The sequence below is a fragment of the Nocardioides daphniae genome, assembly GCF_004777465.1.
Lineage (GTDB): Bacteria > Actinomycetota > Actinomycetes > Propionibacteriales > Nocardioidaceae > Nocardioides > Nocardioides daphniae.
Map to the genome: position 1 here is coordinate 2764176 of NZ_CP038462.1, position 17720 is coordinate 2781895.

Here is a 17720-nt window from a genome sequence, read left to right on the forward strand (position 1 = left end):
GCAGGCCCCGGGGACGACGAACGGCCGCCGCCCGGTGGGCGACGGCCGTGCAGAGGTCAGAGGTCAGTAGCCGTGCTTGGCGTTCCAGAAGATCGCCAGCACGATGTTGAGGACCGTCATGCCGGTCAGGGCCCAGTAGAGGCCGTTGGGGATGCGCGGCTTGCGCAGGTTCATCATCACCAGGACCAGCAGGATGAGCGTGATCACGAACTTCACGCCGATCTTGTCGTGGGCCACCGGGCCGTCGCCCGCCTCGAGGAGGCCGACCAGCACGATGCCGGCGACGAAGGCGGTGCCGACGCCGTCGCGGATCACGCCGGTGATCTTCTTCTCGGGCTCACGCGCCTGGGCCAGGAGGCCGCCGAGGAGGGCGGCGAAGCCGAGGATGTGGATGACGAGGACGATCAGACCCAGGGTGTTCATGGCGGTGAATCTACCCGTTGTCGACAAGGCGTCGGAAAGGGCGACCGCCCCACCTCAGAGCAGGCGTCGGTCCGAGGCCCACTTGGTCAACTCGTGGCGCGAGCTCAGCTGCAGCTTGCGCAGCACCGACGACATGTGGGTCTCGACCGTCTTGGTGGAGATGAAGAGCTCCTTGGCCACCTCCTTGTAGGCGTAGCCGCGGGCGATCAGGCGCATCACCTCCCGCTCGCGCTCGGTGAGCCGGTCGAGGTCCTCGTCGACCGCGGCCACCTGGATGGAGCCGGCGAAGGCGTCGAGCACGAAGCCGGCCAGGCGCGGCGAGAAGACGGCGTCACCCTCGGAGACCCGCTTGATCGCGGCCACCAGCTCGGGGCCGGTGATGGTCTTGGTGACGTAGCCCGGGCACCGCCACGGATCGTGCCGATGACGTCCTCGGCGGCGTCGCTGACGCTGAGCGCCAGGAAGCGAGGAGCCCCACCTGGCATCGCGGCGTGGACGCGGCGCATCACCTCCACGCCTCCCCCGCCGGGCAGGTGCACGTCGAGGAGCACGACGTCGGGACGGGTCTCGGCGATCCGGGCGACCGCCTCGTCGACGTCCGCGGCCTCGGCCACCACGTCGACCGCCACCTCGCCCACCACCGACTGCAGCTCGGCCTTCACGCCGACCCGGAACATCGCGTGGTCGTCGACGACCAGCACCTTCACCGGTTCACCTGTGCTCATGCTGCTGCTCATGCCTCCTCGTGGACCGGCATCGAGAGCCGGACCTCCGTGCCCTCGCCGGGGGCCGAGCGCACCTGCGCCGTGCCGCCGTGCCGGGTCATCCTGTCGATGATGCTGTGCCGTACGCCGTGGCGATCCTCCCCCACCGCCTCGGGGTCGAAGCCGACGCCCCGGTCACGGACGAAGACCTCGACCGCGCGCTCGGCGGTCTCGGCGTAGACGTCGACATGACCGGTCCCGGCGTGCTTGGCGGCGTTGACCATCGCCTCGCGCGCTGCCTGGACCAGTGGCCGCATCGACTCGTCCATCGTCCGGTCGCCGACGGTGACCAGGTCGACGACCACGGCGTGCTCGTCCTCAACCCGGCCGGCGGCCTCGCGCAGCGCGCCCGCGACGGTGGCCGCGTCGGCCTCCTCGCCGGTGTAGAGCCAGGCCCGGAGCTCACGCTCCTGCCCCCTGGCCAGCCGGGCCACCAGGGTCGGGTCGGCGGCGTTGCGCTGGATCAGGGCCAGCGTCTGCAGCACCGAGTCGTGCAGGTGGGCGGCCATGTCGGCGCGCTCCTGGGAACGGATGCGCTCGGCCCGCTCGGCACCGAGGTCGGAGGCCAGCCGCACCACCCAGGGACCGACGACGACGGCCAGGCCGGCAATGCCCAGGAGCGTGGCCAGCCACACGTCGCGCGCCACCTCGAAGCGTCCGCGGGTGACCGCGAAGAGCGCCACCGCGACGACGACCAGGCCCAGGCCGGCGGCGAGCCGGACGTACGAGGCCGTGGTGCCGGCGCCGAAGACCGCACGGAAGGGGTCGACGCGACCAGTGGAGTCGAGCCAGCGCTCGCGCTGCGCCTCGTCGGCCTGGCGCCACAGCAGCGCCACGCCGATGCCGGCGAGCAGCAGCGGGAAGACGACGGCGCCACGACCGAGCACGGCCTCGACGGCGAGGACGAGCCCGACACCCAGGATGCCGAGCGCCAGTGCCTGGCCCATGTCGCCGATCCGGTGGCCCAACCCCGGGCGCTTGCCGGTGCGGGTGGCGCTCTCCAAGCCGGGGGTCGACGCCTCGAAGCGGGCGTCGGTCGGGAGGAAGAGCCACAGGGCCGCGTACAGCACGATGCCCAGTCCGCTCAGCGCGGTGGCGGCGAAGAAGCCGAGCCGCACCCACAGCGTCGGCAGGCCCAGGTGCTCGGCCAGACCGGAGGCGACCCCGCCGACCAAGGGGTCGGTGGAGTTGCGGGTGGCGCGCCGCCAGGGCGTCGCAGCGGTGGTGGGGTCGGGGGCACTCATCGTGGCTCCATCGTGTCAGGCGCACCGGTGCGGGACCATGAGGGCTGACCCCGAGAGGACCCTGAGGTCGCCCCGCCCACCCCGGAGCAGGATCAGGGTCCTTCCCGATGGCGCGGGCGCGGGTCGACGACGAGGCTTGGAGACATGGACGAGACCACCCACCCCACCGCCGGTCAGCCGGAGCAGCCGGAGCGGCCGGAGCAGGCGCAGCAGGCACAGCCCGGGTACGCCGGCGCCACGGGGTCCACCGGGCCCACCGGGCCCGAGGCGCCCCGCCCCGACGCTCCCCACGACGCACCACGCGTCGACTGGGAGCACGTCAAGGAGGTCAACCGCCTGAGCCGCCCGGCGGACCGCATGGTCGCGGGTGTGGCCTCCGGCCTGGCCCGGCACTTCAACGTCGACCCGCTGGTCCTGCGCGTGACCTTCGCCGTGCTCGCCTTCTTCGGCGGCGCCGGCATCCTGCTCTACGGCGCCCTGTGGCTCTTCCTGCCCGAGGACGGGAAGGCCGAGGCGCCGATCCACCTCGACGAGCGCACCCGCGGCTTCGTGCTGGTCGTCGTCGCGGCCCTGGCCGGCCTGGCCCTGCTGGGTGACACGTGGGGGCTCTACTGGTTCCCGTGGCCGCTCGCGGTGATCGCCGTGGTCGCCTGGGTCTTCCTCTCCCGCCGCACCCCGCAGCAGCAGGCAGCCGTCGCACCTCCCGGCACGCTCGCGTACGCCGCGCCCCACCCGCCCGCCGGGTGGCCCGCTGCCCCCCATGGACAGCAGCCCTCCCCGACGCAGCCGGTGCAGCAGTGGCAGCCCGGGCAGCCGGCCGTGCAGCCGGCCGTGCAGCCAGCCGGGGGTGCGCCCACGACCCCGGTCTCGAGCCCGGTCAACGGTCCGTCCGGACCGCCGCCCCCTCCGCAGCAGCCGACAGACCCGTGGGCCTGGGCGCCGACCCCGCCTCCGGTGCCGCCCGTCCGGGCCACCCGCCCGCGCGACCCGCGCCGCCGCGGACCGGTGCTCTTCTGGTTCACCCTGGCCCTGCTCGCGCTCGCGATGGGCGTCCTCGGCACCGTCGACGTGGCCGGCCAGGACGTGCCCGGCAGCGCCTACCCCGCGCTGGCGATGACGATCTGCGCCGCGATGCTGCTGCTGGGTGCCTTCTGGGGCCGCGCCGGCGGCATCATCGCCCTGGGTCTGGTCGCCGCCCTGGTCACGGTCGTGGGCACCGCGTCGGAGCGGTGGGACGACGACCTCGGCCGGGTATCTGTGATCCCCGGGACAGCGGCCCAGGTGCGCGACCTCTACGAGATGCGCCGAGGCGAGCTGGAGGTGGACCTGTCCGAGGTGAGCGACGTCGAGGCCCTGGCCGGACGTGACGTGCGGGTCGAGGGCGGCGCGGGACGGATCGTGCTCCTCCTCCCCGACGAGCTGGGCGTCGACCTGCGCACCGAGGTCGGCGGCCCGGGCAACATCCGGCTCCCCGACGGCAGCCAGAACGGCGGGATCGCGGTCAGCCGCGAGACCTCGCTGGGCCCCGACGTCCCGCGGATGCAGATCACCGTCGAGCTGGGCGTCGGCGAGATCGAGGTGGTGCAGCGATGAGCAGCCACGACCGCCCGGAGGACGCCACCCCCGACGGCCCCGGCACCACCGACGAAATGGACGACACCGCAGTGCGCAACCCGGAGGAGTGGGCGATGGACACGACGACGGACGCAGCAAGGACGGCACCGCAGGCCACGCGAGGCGGGCTCCACCCCGTCAACCTCACCCACCTGATCATGGGCACCGTGCTCGCCGCGTTCGCCGGCATCTGGGTGGCGATCGAGGTGGCCTCGTTGCCCGTCGACGACCTGCGCTGGGTGCTGCCCGTGCCGTGGCTGCTGGCTGGCTCAGCGGGCCTGCTCGCCGCGACGCTCGGCCGCCGCCGGCGCGAACGCGTCACGCGCGACGACGGCGATGTCGGGGTGGTCGGTGATCACCCCGTCGACCCCCGCCGCTAGGAAGGCGCGCACCTCGGCGGCCATGTCCCCGGTCGTCGAGGTGTCGTCGTACGCCCGCAGTGCCGGCGGCAGGAAGCGGTTCTCCGCCCGCAGCGTCCACACGTGCACGGTCAGCCCGAGCCTGTGGGCCTCGGCCACCAACGGCGTCGGCGCTGCGTGCGCGCCGGTCTCGGTGACCGGCAGCACCAGCTCCTTCGTGGCGCCGAGCCCGTCGGCGTACTCGTCGACCCAGGCCAGGCCCTCGGGCGAGGCGAGGTCACCGTAGGTCCGCCGGTCGCCCGCCACCTTGAGGTCCCACGGCCGACGGTGCGCCGCCCCGAGGAGCTGGACGACCGCCACCCGGCTGCGCTGCGCGACACGCCGCAGCACGCCGGTCTCGAAGGCCATCACCGCGACGTCGGAGACTGCGGTGTCGAGGCCGTGACGGCGCAGGGCCGTCAGCAGCGGGTCGACCAGGTCGAGCCCCAGCCCGGCGAAGTGGGTGGGGGTCTTGAGCTCCAGCAGCAGACCGACCGTGCGCCCCCGGCGGGCTCCCTCGGCCGACGCCATCGCCAGCACCTCGTCGAGGGTCGGGACGCCCTCGCGACCGTCGTACAGGGTGTTGGCCGGGCGCAGCCGCGGTTTGCGCTCGCGCGCGGTGAGCCGCTTGACCTCGGCGACGGTGAAGTCCTCTGTGAACCAGCCCCGCTGGGTCTTCCCGTCGACCGACCCGACCCGGCGACGGCGGGCGAAGCGCCTGACGGAGGCGACGTCGGTGGTGCGGGAGAGCTCGTTCTCGTGCCGGGCCAGGAGCACCCGTCGGCCGTCGGGACGAGGTCGACCTCGATCGCGTCGGCGCCCATCCGGATCGCGGTCCGGTAGGCCTCGAGGGTGTGCTCGGGGCGGTGGCCGCTGGCGCCCCGGTGGGCGGCGACGGCAGGACGCAGGACCAGGCTGCGCGGGGCGGCAGCGGGACGGAGCGGGAGCACGGTGGCCATGGCCCGACGCTGTGCCTCGAGCGTGTCGCAGGGCGGTCGCCCAGGCGTACTCGCCACGGCGGAGAGGTGAACGCTCGTCGACGGACTCGGCGTCTTGCAACAAGTTGCACACGTTGCCTCTGAACCCTTGCCATCGTGACAGTGGTTCTGTCAGAGTCCGGGGTGGGCTGCCCCGACCGGCGCCCGCAAGAAGACCGCACAGCCACGAATGAGGTGCCCGTGAAGCTCGCCACCATGCTCATGTACGACGGCAACCCCCGCACCGCGGCGGACACCGTCAGCTCCTACGAGAAGGCCGGGCTCGACACGGTCTGGGTGGCCGAGGCCTACGGCTTCGACTCCCCCACGCTGATGGGCTACCTGGCCGCCAAGACCGAGACGATCGAGATCGGCTCCGCGATCCTCAACATCTACTCACGCACCCCGGGCGCCCTGCTGCAGACCGCGGCCGGGCTCGACAACGTCTCCGGTGGCCGCGCGATCCTCGGCCTCGGCGCCTCCGGCCCGCAGGTGATCGAGGGCTTCCACGGCGTCCCCTACCGCAAGCCGCTGGCTCGCACGGCCGAGATCATCGACCTCGTACGCCGCGGGCTCAAGCGCGAGGCGCTCACCAACGAAGGCGAGTTCCACCTGCCGCTCACCAAGGAGCGCGGCGCGGTCACCGGGCTGGGCAAGCCGCTCAAGCTGCTCACCCACCCCGAGCGCGACACCATCCCGATCTTCATCGCCGCACTGGGCGAGAAGAGCGTCGAGCAGGCCGCGACCATCGCCGACGGCTGGATCCCGCACCTCTTCCACCCCGGCAAGGCCGACCTGGTCTGGGGCGAGTCGCTCGCGCGGGGTGCGGCGAAGCGCCAGGAGGGCCTCGGCCCCCTGGAGATCGTCGCCAACGTGATGGTCGCCATCGGCGAGGGGCCCGAGACCAAGCAGATGCTCGACTTCGCCCGCCCGCTCTTCGCGCTGTACGTCGGCGGCATGGGCGCCAAGGGCAAGAACTTCTACAACGACATCGCCAAGGCCTACGGCTACGAGAAGGAGGCCGAGGAGATCCAGGACCTCTACCTCTCGGGCAAGAAGCGCGAGGCCGAGGCGGCCGTCCCGCTGGAGTGGCTGGAGGCGGCCAACCTGGTCGGCCCGGAGTCCTACGTGAAGGAGCGCATCGCCGCCTTCCGCGAGGCGGGCGTCACCAACCTGTCGATCACTCCGGCCACGGCCGACCCGGTGGCGACGATCCAGCAGGTGAAGGAGCTCGTCTCCTGAGGCGTCTCTCCTGACGCACGGCCCGGACCACCTGGTCCGGGCCGTGCCTGTTTTTCGGCGGCGTCCTCTCGAAATTGTCGGCCAGGTCGGTGAGACTCACCTCACACGCACTGCGACGTATGTCACAGGACGACGAACCACGGAGGGATCACGCAATGACGGACGTACTCACCGAGAGAGCGCGTGTCGAACGAATCCTGGGCGGGCGCACCCTGCTCGACCACCTGGCCTCCACCGCGTCGGAGCTCGCCGACGAGCCGGCCTACTCCGACCGCCACGACGTGGAGGAGGGCTGGCGCACCCTGACATGGGGCCAGACCAGGGAGGCGGCCCTGGACGCCGCCGCCGGACTGGTCGCCCTCGGCGTCGAGCCCGGCCAGCCGGTCGCCATCATGGCGACCAACCGGATCGAGCACGTGCTGGCCGACATGGGCGCCGTGCACGCCGCGGCCATCCCGATGTCGATCTACAACACCCTCTCCCCCGACCAGGTCGCCTACATCGCCGGCCACTCGGGTGCCCGGCACGTGATCGTCGAGGGCGCCGACCACCTCGACCGGTGGGCCAAGGCCCTGGCCGACTCCCCCGAGACCACGGTGGTGGTGATCAACGAGGCGGCCCTGCCCGACGGCGACCAGTTCCTCTCCTGGGCGCAGCTCGTGGCCGCTGGAGCCGCGCTGCGTCGCGACCGCCCCGGCGCCCTCGACGAGCGCGCCGAGCTGGTCACCCCGTCGACGCCGGCCACGATCCTCTACACCTCCGGCACCACCGGCAACCCCAAGGGCGTGGTGCTGACCCACCACAACGTGCTGTGCGAGGCCCAGACCACGATGGAGGCCGCCGGCCTCATCGGAGAGCGTCAGGTGCAGATCAGCTACCTGCCGCTGGCCCACATCGCCGAGCGCGTCCTGGGCGTCTACGGGCCCACCCTGCTGGGCAGCCACTCATACTGCATCGGCGACCCGACCCAGCTGGTCGCGACGCTCGGGGAGGTCCACCCGACGGCCTTCTTCGGGGTGCCGCGGGTCTGGGAGAAGATCCAGACCGGCATCTCGGCCAAGCTCGCCGCCGACCCCAACCCCGACAACGTCAGGCTGGTGCAGGAGTCGATGGCCGCCGGACTGGCCTGGGTGCAGGCGCAGGAGACCGGCCACACGATGACGCCGGAGATCGAGGAGGCCTACCGCAAGGCCGACGAGGCGATCCTCGGCTTCCTCAAGCTGTTGCTCGGCCTCGACCGGGTGCGCTGGTGCGCCTCGGCCTCGGCCCCCATGCCGGTCGAGACGACCAAGTTCATGGCGGGGCTCGGCCTGCGCGTCTACGACGTCTACGGCATGACCGAGACCTGCGGCGCCGTCACCGTCAACGGCCCCGACCACTTCCGTATCGGCAGCGTCGGGGTGGCCACGCCGGGCATGGAGGTGAAGCTGGCCGACGACGGCGAGATCCTCGTCCGCGGCCCGGTCAACACCCCGGGCTACTTCCGGCAGGTCGAGGCCACGCGCCAGCTGATCGACCCGGAGGGCTGGGTGCACACCGGAGACATCGGCACCCAGGACGAGGACGGCTTCTTCTACGTCGTCGACCGCAAGAAGGAGCTCATCATCACCTCGGCGGGCAAGAACATCGCGCCCTCCAACATCGAGAACCATCTCAAGGAGTCGCCGCTGATCGGCCACGCGATGGCGATCGGCGACAACCGCCCGTACGTCGTCGCCGTGCTCACCCTCGACGGGGAGGTCGCGCCGGTGGTGGCGCAGCGGATGGGGCTCGAGTTCACCGACCTGGCCGACCTCTCGACCAAGTCCGAGATCCGGGTCATGGTGCAGGCCGCCGTCGACAAGGCCAACGAACGACTCTCCCGCCCCGAGCAGGTGAAGGCGTTCGCCCTCCTGGCCCACGAGTGGACCGCCGAGTCGGAGGAGCTCACCCCCTCGCTGAAGCTCAAGCGCCGCGTGGTCAACCGCAAGTACGCCGACGTGGTCGACGAGCTCTACGCCAATGCCAAGTAATTCACTGCAATTACTTATATCGGGGTACCTTCCGCCAACAACTGGGACATCTTCGTCGAGCACATCGGCGTGGTGCTGGTCGCCGTCTTCCTCCACGACGCCCTCGCCCTGGCGCTGGGCTGGGCGATCGCCCGTGCCACCCGCCTGCCGGAGGCCAGCACGAAGGCGATGACCTTCAAGGTCGGCATCCGCAACGCGGGCCTGGGCCTGCTGCTGGTCTTCACCTACTTCGACGGCCTGGGCGGCATGGCCCTGGTCGCCGCCTGGTGGGGCATCTGGGACATCATCGCCGGGCTCGCCCTCGCCCAGTGGTGGGGTCTGCGCAGCCGTACGAAGGTCGAGGTCGCCGCGGGAGGCTGACGGGCCCCGGTCAGCGCAGGGCCAGCTGCTCGCAGGTCTCCATGACGTCGTCGGTGCAGATGTCGTCGAGGGAGTAGACACCGTCGCGCACCACGGTCCGGGCGATCGTCTCGCGGGTCACCACCACCGGCTCGACGAGCACGGCGGGCACTCCCTTGTAGTCGGTCGTGTCCTCCGGCACCTCGTCGAGCATCAGGTCGATGGCGAGGTCGGCGGCCCGCTGGGCCATCGTGGTGATCTCCTTGTAGACCGTGAGGCCCTGCTCGCCGGCGACCACGCGGCGTACGGCCGTGAGCTCGGCGTCCTGCCCGGTCACGAAGGGGTAGCTCCGGGCGCCGACCTCGAGCTCCTCGAGCGCCTCGACGACGCCGGAGGCCTGGGTGTCGTTGGCGGCCAGGACGGCGTCGACGCGGCCGATCCGGCCCTTCTGCTCGAGCACGAACTGCTTGGCCGACGCGGCGTCCCAGCTGTCCGGGGAGAGCTCGGCGACGACCTTGACCCGGTGCCGCTTGAAGACACCCATCGCGGCCTCACGGATCTCGGCGGCGTTGTCGTCGCCCGTGGCGCCGTTGACCATCAGCACCTGCGAACGACGACCGACGGCGTCGACGATGCCCTGCGCCATCATCCGACCGATCACGGCGGGGTCGGCGGAGACGAAGTGGTCGGCGCCCTCGACGAAGCGGTCGTAGGCGATCACCGGGACCTCGCCGGCCTCCTCGACCAGCGCGGAGGCCTCCTCGCCGTCGACGGCGTTGAGCACGATGACGTCCGCGCCGTCGTCCAGCGCGTCGCGGAACTGCTCGGCCTGCTTGTCGGCGTCACGTCCGGCGTTGTAGGTGACGTAGTCGCAGCCCTGGCAGGAGTCCTCGAGGTGCTGGGCGAAGACGGGCTGGTCGACCTCGGTCCAGCGGGTCGCCTGCGACGAGGCGAGCAGCAGGGCGACGACGGCCTTGTCCGGCTTGACGCACCCGGCGAGCCCCAGGCTGCTGATCCCGAGGAGCAGCGCGAGGACGAGGCGGGAGAGGCGAGGCGCAGGCATGGTCCGCCATCTTGCCAGAGCGGCGGGGAACGGCCCCCTGGCCATCAGCCGCCGAGCCCCTTGCGCACCACGTGCACCGCGTCGGCCATGATCCGTCGGACCGCCTTGAACTCGGCCGGCGTCCACTGCAGCTTGTAGGCGTCGAGGCCGTAGACGCTCGGGATCGTCGCCTTGGTCAGCTTCTCGTAGCACTCGTCGGCCATCCGCCCCTTGTCGTTGAAGGGGATGTCGAGGGTGTGGGAGACGTCGGTGGCGAAGTTCCACAGGAACATCGCCGACTCGGCCGCCACGGGGGCGCGTTCGCTCTCGAGGCGACGCTGGGCCCCGCTGAAGTCCATCAGCGTCAGCTGGTCGGAGTTGGTGCCGGCGTCCCAGTCGATCTCCCAGCCGGCCGCCTCGGCGTGCGCCACGGCCGCCTCCACCGACTCCCAGGTCATGAGCCTGCCGTCCTGCGCCGCGAGCACCTCGCGGTCGCCCTCCCCCTTGCCCCACCACAGCACGACGTCGCGTCCGTCGAAGCGGATCACGACCGCCTGACCCGGGTCGGGCACGACGGGAGCGGTCATCGTCTTCTGCGCAGCCATGGGTCCATTGTCGCGGGCGGGCGGTCACGCACGACGAAGCGCCCCGTACGCAGCGTGCGTACGGGGCGCTTCGTCACGGGAGTCCGGCCCGCAGCGCTCAGGGGAAGGGCGTCACCCGTCCCCTGCTGCGGTCACTCCCACTCGATGGTGCCCGGCGGCTTCGAGGTGATGTCGATGGTCACGCGGTTGATCTCCGCGACCTCGTTGGTGATGCGGGTGGAGATCTTCTCCATGACCTCGTAGGGCAGGCGGGCCCAGTCGGCGGTCATGGCGTCCTCGGAGGTGACCGGACGCAGCACGACCGGGTGGCCGTAGGTGCGGCCGTCACCCTGGACGCCGACGGAGCGGACGTCGGCCAGCAGCACGACCGGCATCTGCCAGATCTCGCGGTCGAGGCCCGACTTGGTCAGCTCCTCACGGGCGATGGCGTCGGCCTGGCGGAGCATGTCGAGCCGCTCCTTGGTGACCTCGCCGATGATGCGGATGCCCAGGCCGGGGCCGGGGAAGGGCTGGCGCCACACCATGCGCTCGGGCAGGCCGAGCTGCTCGCCGACCGCACGGACCTCGTCCTTGAAGAGCGCCCGCAGCGGCTCGACCAGCTCGAAGTTGAGGTCGTCGGGCAGGCCGCCGACGTTGTGGTGCGACTTGATCGTGGAGGTGCCGGCACCGCCGCCGGACTCGACCACGTCCGGGTAGAGCGTGCCCTGCACCAGGAAGACCGTCTCCCCCTGCTGGGCGTCGCCGAAGACGCGGACCTCGGCGGCCTCGAAGGTCCGGATGAACTCGTGGCCGATGATCTTGCGCTTGGTCTCGGGCTCGGTGACGCCGGCCAGCGCGGTGAGGAACTGCTCCTCCGCGTCGACCACGTCGAGGGAGTCGAAGACCTCCTCGAAGTCGCGGCGGACCTGCTCGGTCTCGCCCAGGCGCATCATGCCGTGGTCGACGTAGACGCAGGTGAGGCGGTCACCGATCGCGCGCTGGACCAGGGCCGCGGCGACTGCGGAGTCGACACCGCCGGAGAGCGCGCAGATGGCCCGGCCCTCACCGACCTGCTCGCGGATCTTCTCGACCTGCTCCTCGACGACGTTGAGCATCGTCCAGGTCTGGCGGCAGCCGGCGATGTCGTGGAGGAAGTGCTCGAGGACGTTCTGCCCGTGCTCGGAGTGGAGCACCTCGGGGTGCCACTGCACACCGGCCATGCGGCGCTCGAGGTCCTCGAAGGCGGCGACCGGGGTGACCTCGGTGGAGGCCAGCACGGAGAAGCCGCTGGGCGCCTGGGTGACGGTGTCGCCGTGGCTCATCCAGACGTTGTGCTGGGCGGGCATCTCGGCGAGCAGGGTGCCCGGCTGGCTGATGGTGACCGGCGTACGACCGTACTCGCGCGTCCCGGTCGAGGCGACCTGGCCGCCGAGGCCCTGGGCCATCAGCTGGAAGCCGTAGCACATGCCGAAGACCGGGACGCCGGAGGTGAAGAGCGCCGGGTCGATGCCGGGGGCACCCTCGGCGTAGACGCTGGAGGGGCCGCCGGAGAGGATGATCGCGGCCGGCTTGCGCTCCAGGATGGCCTCGACGCTGGTGCCGTGCGGCACGATCTCCGAGTAGACGCGAGCCTCGCGGACGCGACGGGCGATCAGCTGGGCGTACTGCGCCCCGAAGTCGACCACCAGGACAAGATCGTGTTCAGGCGCAGTCATGGGCTGATCGTATCGAACCGACCGGCCCGGAGCCCCGCTGAGGTCTGCCCCTGAAATGCACCAGGGCCCGACCGGGAGGGAGGGTGGCCGGGCCCTGACTGCCCACCTGGCAAAGCCTGCTGGGCACGACCCGCGCATCAAAGGGAGGGAGAGATGGGCGGGCCTGCACAACAACTATGACCCACCGGCCCGCGTATTACGCCCCGATTCAGCAAAACCTCAACTTTTTTCTTGACATGTAGGACAGGTCAAGTGACCGAAACCACGGGTAACCGAAGGGCCCCCGGAGCGGCCTGCGGGACGGCCGGACGACGCGGCGCGACGGGGCGCACCTGTCGGTACTCCTCCCCCAGCGCCGGACGCGGGTCGGGCTCGCCCTTGTTGGGCCAGAAGGCCATCGCCCGCTCGGCCTGGGCGGTGATCGTGAGCGAGGGGTTCACACCCAGGTTGGCGGAGATCGTCGACCCGTCGACCACGTGGATGCCGGGGTGGCCGAAGGCCCGCTGGTAGGGGTCCACGACGCCGTTGTCGGGGCTGTCACCGATCGTGCAGCCACCGATGAAGTGGGCGGTGAGCGGACGGTTGAAGGGCTCCCCGATCGACCCGCCCGGCGTCCCGCCGACCAGGTCGGCCATCCGCCGGGTGGCGTCGTAGGCGACCTCGATGTAGGTCGGGTTGGGCTCCCCGTGCCCCTGCACGCTCGACATCCGCCACCCGAAGGGCGTCCGCACCGGCACCGTGGTGATCGAGTTGTCCTTGGTCTGCATGACCAGGGCGATGATCGCGCGCTCCGACCAGTGCCGCAGGTCGTAGAGGTCGAAGACCTCCCGGCGCTTGCGCCACATCTCACGAACCCAGTCGAGGGCACGGTTGCGGCCGGGGACGGCGTCGACCAGCACGGTCTGCAGCAACGACATGGCGTTGCTGCCGTGGCCGTAGCGGACCGGCTCGATGTGGGTCTCCTCGTCGGGGTGGATCGAGGAGGAGATCGCCACGCCGTAGCTGTAGTCGACGCTGCGGTCGGGCGCGATCGCCCCGAGGATCGCCTCGGAGTTGGTGCGGGTCAGCACCCCGAGGCGGTCGGAGATCTCGGGCAGGTCGCCGGTGGACTTGAGCTTGTGCAGCAGCTTCTGGGTGCCCAGGGCGGCCGCCGAGAAGATCACCTGGTCGCAGGTGAAGCGCTTCACGGCCGTACGCCGTGACAGCTTGGCCTTCGTCCAGCGCGCGGTCACCTCGTACCCACCGTCGGCGCGGGGCCGGACCCGCGTGACGGTGGTGAGCGGGTGCACGACGGCGCCCATCTGCTCGGCCAGGTGGAGGTAGTTCTTGACCAGGGTGTTCTTGGCGTTGTGGCGGCACCCCGTCATGCACTCGCCGCAGTTGAGGCAGGCGCGTCGCGCCGGGCCGACCCCGCCGAAGAACGGGTCCTCGACCTCCGCGCCCTCGTCCTGGCCCGGGCCGCCGAAGAAGACCCCGACGGGCGTGGGGTGGAAGGAGTCGGCGACCCCCATGTCCTGGGCGACCTTCTCCATCACGTCGTCCGCGGGCGTACGCACGGGGTTGGTGACCACGCCGAGCATCCGCTTGGCCTGGTCGTAGTAGGGGGCCAGCTCGGCCTTCCAGTCGGTGATGTGCGCCCACGCCGGGTCGCGGTAGAAGGCGTCGAGCGGCTCGTAGAGGGTGTTGGCGTAGACCAGCGAACCTCCACCCACGCCGGCTCCGGCCAGGATCATGCAGTCCCGCACCATGTCGATGCGCTGGATGCCGTAGAGGCCGGCAGCGGGCGCGAAGAGGTAGCGCTTCAGGTCGAAGGAGGTCTTCGGGAAGTCCTCGTCGGCGAAGCGGGCCCCGGCCTCGAGGACCGCCACCGAGTAGCCCTTCTCTCTCAGTCGCAGCGCACTGACCGAGCCGCCGAACCCCGAGCCGATGACGACGACGTCGTAGTGCGGGACGTCCATCAGGCGCGACCGACCTTCTTGAGGACCTTGAGGGCGCCCGTCATGATCGCGGCGTACTTCTCCTCCGAGAGGCCGAAGGGCGGCGTGATGGCGAGGCCGCGCTGCGTGCCGACTGACTGGGTCTCGGTGTAGCGCAGGATGCCCTCTGAGCCCTGCCGACGCCCCAGGCCCGACTCGCGCATGCCGCCCATCGGGGCGGCGAGCGAGCCGAACGCGGCACCGAAGGGCTCGTTGACGTTGACCGTGCCGGCCTTGATGCGATGCGCCATGGCGCGGGCCCGCTTGTGGTCGCTGGAGTAGATCGAGGCGTTGAGGCCGTACGTCCCGTCGTTGGCGCGCTCGACGGCCTCGGACTCGTCGTGGAAGCGGTAGATCGAGACCAGCGGACCGAAGGTCTCCGTGCCGAAGCAGGTCATGTCGGGCGTGACGCCCTCGAGGACGGTGGGCTCGTAGTAGTAGGGACCGAGGTCGGGTCGCGCCTTGCCGCCGGTGAGGACGGTGGCGCCCTTGGCGACGGCGTCGGCCACATGGGCCTCGACGGTGTCGAGCTGGGCCTGGCTGACCAGCGTGCCCATGTCGACCTCCCACGCGGTCGACGCGCCCAGGGTCAGCGCCTGGGTGCGCGCGACGAACCGCTCGACGAAGCGGTCGTAGACCTGGTCGGCGACGAAGATGCGCTCCATCGAGATGCACAGCTGGCCGGAGTTCGAGAAGGAGCCGCGTACGGCGCCCTCCGCGGCCCGCTCGACGGCCGCGTCACGCAGCACCAGCATCGGGTTCTTGCCGCCCAGCTCGAGCGAGCAGCCGATGAGGCGCTCCGCGCACTGGCCGGCGATCAGCTTGCCGGTCTTCGTCGAGCCGGTGAAGCAGATGTAGTCGGCCTCGGCGATCATCGGCGTGCCGACGTCGGCGCCCGCGCCGGAGACGACCTGCCACAGGTCGGCCGGGAAGCCCGCCTGCTCCATCAACTCGGCACCGAGCAGGCCGGTGAGGATCGTCTGCTGGTCGGGCTTGGCGATCACCGCGTTGCCGGCAGCCAGGGCGGGGATGCCGTCGCACAGCGCCAGGGTGAAGGGTAGTTCCACGGCGAGATGATGCCGACGACGCCCTTGGGGATCCGGTTGACCTCGACGTGCGTGAGGCCGGGGAACATGCCCGGCACGCGGGTGGTGGCGAGGTGGGTCGCCGACGTACGCCCGTAGTAGCGCGCCGTCATCGCCAGGTGCGCGACCTCGAGGAACGCGTCCTTGCGGGCCTTGCCCGACTCCAGGCAGATCAGCTCGCAGATCTCCTCGCGGCGCTCCAGCACGACGTCGTGCAGGCGCAGCAGGATCTCCTGACGCTGGGTCACCGGCACCAGCGCCCACGCCCTCTGGGCGGCCCGGGCCCGGGCGAAGGCACGCTCCACGTCGACGACCTCGCTCTGTGGGACCTGCCCCAGCGGCTGGCCACCGATCGGCGAAGTGTGTCGACCGTGCGGCCCGAGGAGCTCGGGATGCGTGCGGTCAGGGCCGTCACGTAGGCCAGGTCGAGGGCGTAGCTCGCGTCGGCGTGCAGCTCGGGGTCACGGGGGCCGTCGGTGAGGGGTCCGCGGGAGGAGGGCGTGGCGCTCATGGTCAGAGACTATGTGACCTGCACCTCACGGGGCTACCCCGGGTAGCAAAGGGTGACGGCTCGCTCCGAGGGCGTTCAGACGATCTCCGGCGCCGCGATCCGCGCCTCGTCGGCCTCGGTGTCGGTGGCCATCCGTTGGCTGTGCCGCTCCGCCTCGACGCGCCGCACCCAGTGGTCGACCTCGCGCCGCACGGTCGCCTTGTCCCAGCCCAGCTCAGCGGCCATCAGCCGAGCCACCTCCGGCGCGGCCTCGACCCCGCGGTCGAAGGTCTCGATCGAGATCCGGGTGCGGCGCGCGAGCACTTCGGAGGTGGCGGGCGCCCTCGTGGGTGACCGCGTAGACCACCTCGACGGCCAGGTACTCGTCGGCGTGCTGCAGCGGCTGCGCCAGCTCAGGGCGCTGCTCCACCAGGGCCAGCACCTCGTCGACCAGGCCGCCGTAGCGGCCGAGCAGGTGGTCGATGCGGCCGACGCCGATCCCGGCGACGCGGGAGAGGGCGACGCGCTGGTTGGTGCGGGCCTCGAAGCCGTACGCCCCGACCAGCGGCACCCGGTCGGTGAGCGAGGGCCGCACGTGGTCGAGGTCGGCGACCGCCAGGTCGACGGCGTCACGGGCCATCACCCGGTAGGTGGTCAGCTTGCCGCCGGCGATCAGCACCAGCCCAGGCACCGGGCTGATCGTGGTGTGCTCGCGCGACAGCTTCGTCGTCTCCGCCTCGACCCCGGCCTTGCGCAACGGCTTGAGCAGCGGCCGGAGACCGGCGTACACGCCCTCGACGTCGTCGTGGTCGAGCGGCACCTTGAGCAGCTTGTTGACCTGCTCGAGGAGGTAGTCGATGTCGGTGCGGCTGGCCGCGGGGTGGGCGAGGTCGAGGTCCCACGGGGTGTCGGTGGTGCCGATGATCCAGTGCCGGCCCCACGGGATCACGAAGAGCACCGAGTGCGGGGTCTTGGTGATGAAGCCGCACTCGGAGCGGATCCGGTCGCGCGGGACGACGAGGTGGATGCCCTTGGAGGCGTCGACGTCGAGCGCGCCCTCGCCACCGACCATCTCCTGGATCTGGTCGGTCCACACGCCGGCGGCGTTGATGACGGTGCGGGCCCGCACGGTGAAGTCGACGCCGTTCTCGAGGTCGCGGGCCTCGACGCCGACGATCCGCTCACCCTCACGCAGGAAGCCGGTGACCTTGGTGCGGGTGGCGACGTGGGCGCCGTTGTTGGCGGCGGTCCGGGCGATCGTCATCACCAGCCGGGCGTCGTCGACCTGCGCGTCGTAGTAGCGGATCGCGCCGTGCAGCTCGTCGGTGCGCACGTCCGGTGCGAGGCGCGCCAGCTCCTTGCGGAAGACGTGCTTGTGGCGCGGCACGCCCGTCTCGTACCTGCCGGCCATCGCCATGGCGTCGTACAGCGCGACGCCGGCGCCGACGTAGGGACGCTCGTACGCGTGCTCCAGCGGGTAGAGGAACGGCACGGGTCGTACGAGGTGCGGCGCGAGGCGGGTGAGCAGCAGCCCCCGCTCCTCCAGCGCCTCCTTGACCAGGCCGAAGTCGCACATCTCCAGGTAGCGCAGACCCCCGTGGACGAGCTTGGAGGAGCGCGAGGAGGTACCGCTGGCCAGGTCGCGCTGCTCGATGAGGCCGACGTTGAGGCCACGGGTCACGGCGTCGAGCGCCGCGCCGACCCCGACCACTCCCCCGCCCACCACCAGGACGTCCAGGTCGCCGGAGGCCATGGCCGCCAGGGCAGCCGCACGGGAGTCAGGGTTCAGGGCGATGGGTCGGCTCACGCCTCCAG

At 71.4% G+C, this 17720-nt stretch carries 13 protein-coding genes and 3 pseudogenes; 5 read left to right on the forward strand and 11 right to left on the reverse strand.

Annotated elements, in window-relative coordinates; translation table 11 throughout:
• Positions 1-63: 63 nt before the first annotated feature.
• The 3 genes and pseudogenes from E2C04_RS13530 to E2C04_RS13540 all read right to left on the reverse strand — a co-directional run bounded on the left by E2C04_RS13530 (position 64) and on the right by E2C04_RS13540 (position 2431).
• Positions 64-423 carry a hypothetical protein gene (locus E2C04_RS13530; RefSeq protein ID WP_135832991.1) on the reverse strand — a complete coding sequence of 120 codons (360 nt, stop codon included), beginning with the start codon at positions 421-423 and terminating at the stop codon, positions 64-66.
• Positions 424-477: 54 nt separating this feature from the next.
• Positions 478-1160 (reverse strand): annotated as a pseudogene (locus tag E2C04_RS13535) (LuxR C-terminal-related transcriptional regulator).
• Positions 1157-2431, reverse strand: coding sequence for an ATP-binding protein (locus tag E2C04_RS13540; protein WP_135832992.1), 1275 nt, complete (start codon positions 2429-2431; stop codon positions 1157-1159). Before E2C04_RS13540 ends, E2C04_RS13535 begins: the two are co-directional and overlap by 4 nt.
• Positions 2432-2575: 144 nt before the next feature.
• On the opposite strand from E2C04_RS13540, the gene E2C04_RS13545 reads away from it, so the two are divergent.
• Together E2C04_RS13545 and E2C04_RS13550 are read left to right on the forward strand one after the other, a co-directional pair.
• Positions 2576-4024, forward strand: coding sequence for a PspC domain-containing protein (locus E2C04_RS13545; RefSeq protein ID WP_135832993.1), 1449 nt, complete (start codon positions 2576-2578; stop codon positions 4022-4024).
• A complete protein-coding gene (locus tag E2C04_RS13550) occupies positions 4021-4425 on the forward strand; it encodes a hypothetical protein (RefSeq protein WP_135832994.1) in 405 nt (134 codons plus the stop codon). The genes E2C04_RS13545 and E2C04_RS13550 overlap by 4 nt, the downstream gene beginning before the upstream one ends.
• On the opposite strand, the pseudogene E2C04_RS18270 reads toward E2C04_RS13550, so the two are convergent.
• A pseudogene (locus tag E2C04_RS18270) lies at positions 4315-5402 on the reverse strand (glycerophosphodiester phosphodiesterase family protein). The gene E2C04_RS13550 and the pseudogene E2C04_RS18270 overlap by 111 nt on opposite strands.
• A gap of 219 nt (positions 5403-5621) precedes the next feature.
• Between E2C04_RS18270 and E2C04_RS13560 the strand changes: the two are divergent.
• The 3 genes from E2C04_RS13560 (at position 5622) to E2C04_RS13570 (ending at position 9034) form a co-directional block, all read left to right on the forward strand.
• Positions 5622-6662: an LLM class F420-dependent oxidoreductase gene (locus E2C04_RS13560; protein WP_135832995.1), complete on the forward strand. Its 1041-nt coding sequence runs from the start codon at positions 5622-5624 to the stop codon at positions 6660-6662.
• A gap of 155 nt (positions 6663-6817) precedes the next feature.
• Positions 6818-8674 (forward strand): AMP-dependent synthetase/ligase, encoded by a 1857-nt coding sequence (locus tag E2C04_RS13565; protein WP_135832996.1) that lies wholly within the window; start codon positions 6818-6820, stop codon positions 8672-8674.
• Positions 8675-8743: 69 nt separating this feature from the next.
• Positions 8744-9034: a hypothetical protein gene (locus E2C04_RS13570; RefSeq protein WP_202977797.1), complete on the forward strand. Its 291-nt coding sequence runs from the start codon at positions 8744-8746 to the stop codon at positions 9032-9034.
• A gap of 10 nt (positions 9035-9044) precedes the next feature.
• On the opposite strand, the gene E2C04_RS13575 is transcribed toward E2C04_RS13570, so the two are convergent.
• The 7 genes and pseudogenes from E2C04_RS13575 to E2C04_RS13600 all read right to left on the reverse strand — a co-directional run bounded on the left by E2C04_RS13575 (position 9045) and on the right by E2C04_RS13600 (position 17712).
• Positions 9045-10076, reverse strand: a complete 1032-nt coding sequence (locus tag E2C04_RS13575) for a substrate-binding domain-containing protein (protein WP_158630703.1) — start codon at positions 10074-10076, stop codon at positions 9045-9047.
• A 44-nt stretch (positions 10077-10120) separates the two neighbouring features.
• Entirely contained in the window at positions 10121-10660 is a 540-nt protein-coding gene (locus tag E2C04_RS13580) for a hypothetical protein (protein ID WP_135832998.1), read from the reverse strand.
• A gap of 131 nt (positions 10661-10791) precedes the next feature.
• Positions 10792-12354 (reverse strand): glutamine-hydrolyzing GMP synthase, encoded by a 1563-nt coding sequence (guaA, locus tag E2C04_RS13585; RefSeq protein WP_135832999.1) that lies wholly within the window; start codon positions 12352-12354, stop codon positions 10792-10794.
• A 248-nt stretch (positions 12355-12602) separates the two neighbouring features.
• The gene (locus E2C04_RS13590; protein ID WP_135833000.1) at positions 12603-14312 is read right to left on the reverse strand and encodes a GMC oxidoreductase; all 1710 of its coding nucleotides are present in this window, start codon (positions 14310-14312) and stop codon (positions 12603-12605) included.
• Positions 14312-15720, reverse strand: a pseudogene (locus tag E2C04_RS13595) (succinic semialdehyde dehydrogenase). The gene E2C04_RS13590 and the pseudogene E2C04_RS13595 overlap by 1 nt, the downstream one beginning before the upstream one ends.
• A 281-nt stretch (positions 15721-16001) precedes the next feature.
• A complete protein-coding gene (locus E2C04_RS21585; RefSeq protein ID WP_338088767.1) occupies positions 16002-16229 on the reverse strand; it encodes a glycerol-3-phosphate dehydrogenase C-terminal domain-containing protein in 228 nt (75 codons plus the stop codon).
• Positions 16141-17712 (reverse strand): glycerol-3-phosphate dehydrogenase/oxidase, encoded by a 1572-nt coding sequence (locus tag E2C04_RS13600; RefSeq protein WP_338088768.1) that lies wholly within the window; start codon positions 17710-17712, stop codon positions 16141-16143. Before E2C04_RS13600 ends, E2C04_RS21585 begins: the two co-directional genes overlap by 89 nt.
• Between the last annotated feature and the right edge of the window lie 8 nt (positions 17713-17720).